The sequence below is a fragment of the Vibrio harveyi NBRC 15634 = ATCC 14126 = KCTC 12724 genome, from assembly GCF_001591145.1.
GTDB classification, from domain to species: Bacteria; Pseudomonadota; Gammaproteobacteria; order Enterobacterales; family Vibrionaceae; genus Vibrio; species Vibrio harveyi.
Window position 1 is genome coordinate 1 of sequence record NZ_BCUF01000125.1, and the last position, 1,388, is coordinate 1,388.

The 1,388-nt window shown below is 34.4% G+C and carries 1 protein-coding gene; it reads left to right on the forward strand.

Annotated elements, in window-relative coordinates; translation table 11 throughout:
- Positions 1-33: 33 nt before the first annotated feature.
- On the forward strand, positions 34-1,371 hold the full coding sequence (locus VHA02S_RS24755; RefSeq protein WP_038899202.1) for a HEPN domain-containing protein: 1,338 nt from the start codon (positions 34-36) through the stop codon (positions 1,369-1,371).
- Positions 1,372-1,388 lie beyond the last annotated feature (17 nt).

The following is a 1,388-nucleotide window of genomic DNA, read 5'->3' on the forward strand; positions in this document are numbered from 1 at the left end:
CCTTAGCAAGGCGTTAGGTTACTAGGAGTACACATGGCTTCAGCGTCAAACAAAGATATTGAAGACTTTGAGTTTGTAATTGAAGAAATTGTTCGTTTAAAAAAATTACTCGCTGAATCATATGATGATTTTTCGAATGACTTTGATAATCCATTCGATCGAATGAGTGCTATTGTTGGTCCTCCCAAAGATTTGTTGGATAAGTCTAAGTTTCAACTGTTCATCTCAAACAAAGCTAATGAAAAGCTTTTTGATATATCGGAACGCGTCATCAAGTCTCAAGGTTTAGGTTACTATGTTAAAAGTAATGAGTTTAACATTCTATTGCGTGAATCCATCTATCGGCATGTATATGAGAGTAAACCATTTGATCGAAATGGTTATACAAAGATACTAAATCGTGCATTGAAAAAATGTAGAAAGAAAGGTGGTGACGTTACTTATATTTTTCCAATAATAGCTAACAATATTGATAGGGTAATAGACTTAGGTGCTGCGAAGGTTATACCAAAAGAAGAGCTGTTTAATATTTACCCTGGCAGTAGGCAGCAAACCGATGACTTTATAAAAGTAAGTGAGGATTCAAGGTTTCTATATAACGCTTATGTTTCTGTTCATATCCCCCAAACATATAATGACCTGATTGAGTTTAAATCTAAAAATGTATTAAACCTAGTCGTTGGTATCATACATCTTCATTTTATATCAATGGGATTGTACGATTATAAAATATCAACTGAGTTTCATGGGAGTGACTTAAACTATAAATTCAAAGGCTTATTTGATTCAGATGGTCTTAAAGCCTGTTCAGAATTTCAGTTTAGCACGTCGTTGGATGGTTTTTGGGACTCATTCGAAGATAATCTTGATTCTCCTTTGGGAGATAGGGTCAAAGAACTAATTATGGCGGCATGTATGCCAACCATAGAGGATCGTTTAGTAGATCGTTTGATTGATTCAATTCTATGGTTTTGTGATGCAAGCTATGACACTAATGAGCACTCCCAGTTAGTTAAGCTTGTAACTTCCATGGAAAGATTGGTAACAATGTCTTCGGAAAAAGGGAGTACAACTCTTAGCAGCAAGTTTTCAGATAGGGTTTCAAACTTAAATTTAGTTTTCCACCCTAATGAACATAACTCCAAATCGAACGCATCAAAACTATATTCCATTCGTTCAGATCTAGTTCATGGTACTAAATCTTTATATAAATCTTTAGATAGTGGTTTAAGCTTCAGCGCTATTACAATGACAACCCAAGTTATTTTTTCAGCAATGATGACTTATCAGTTTGTAGGTCTGTCTTCTACTAAATATGAGGATAATTTGATTGATTTTCTTGATGTCCAACTCAAATTGGACGTAACCTAACAAACTGTTTAAGAGTG

Excerpts from the sequence above, each read along its gene's own strand:
- VHA02S_RS24755 (WP_038899202.1), top strand. The coding sequence starts at position 34 with ATGGCTTCAGCGTCAAACAAAGATATTGAAGACTTTGAGTTTGTAATT.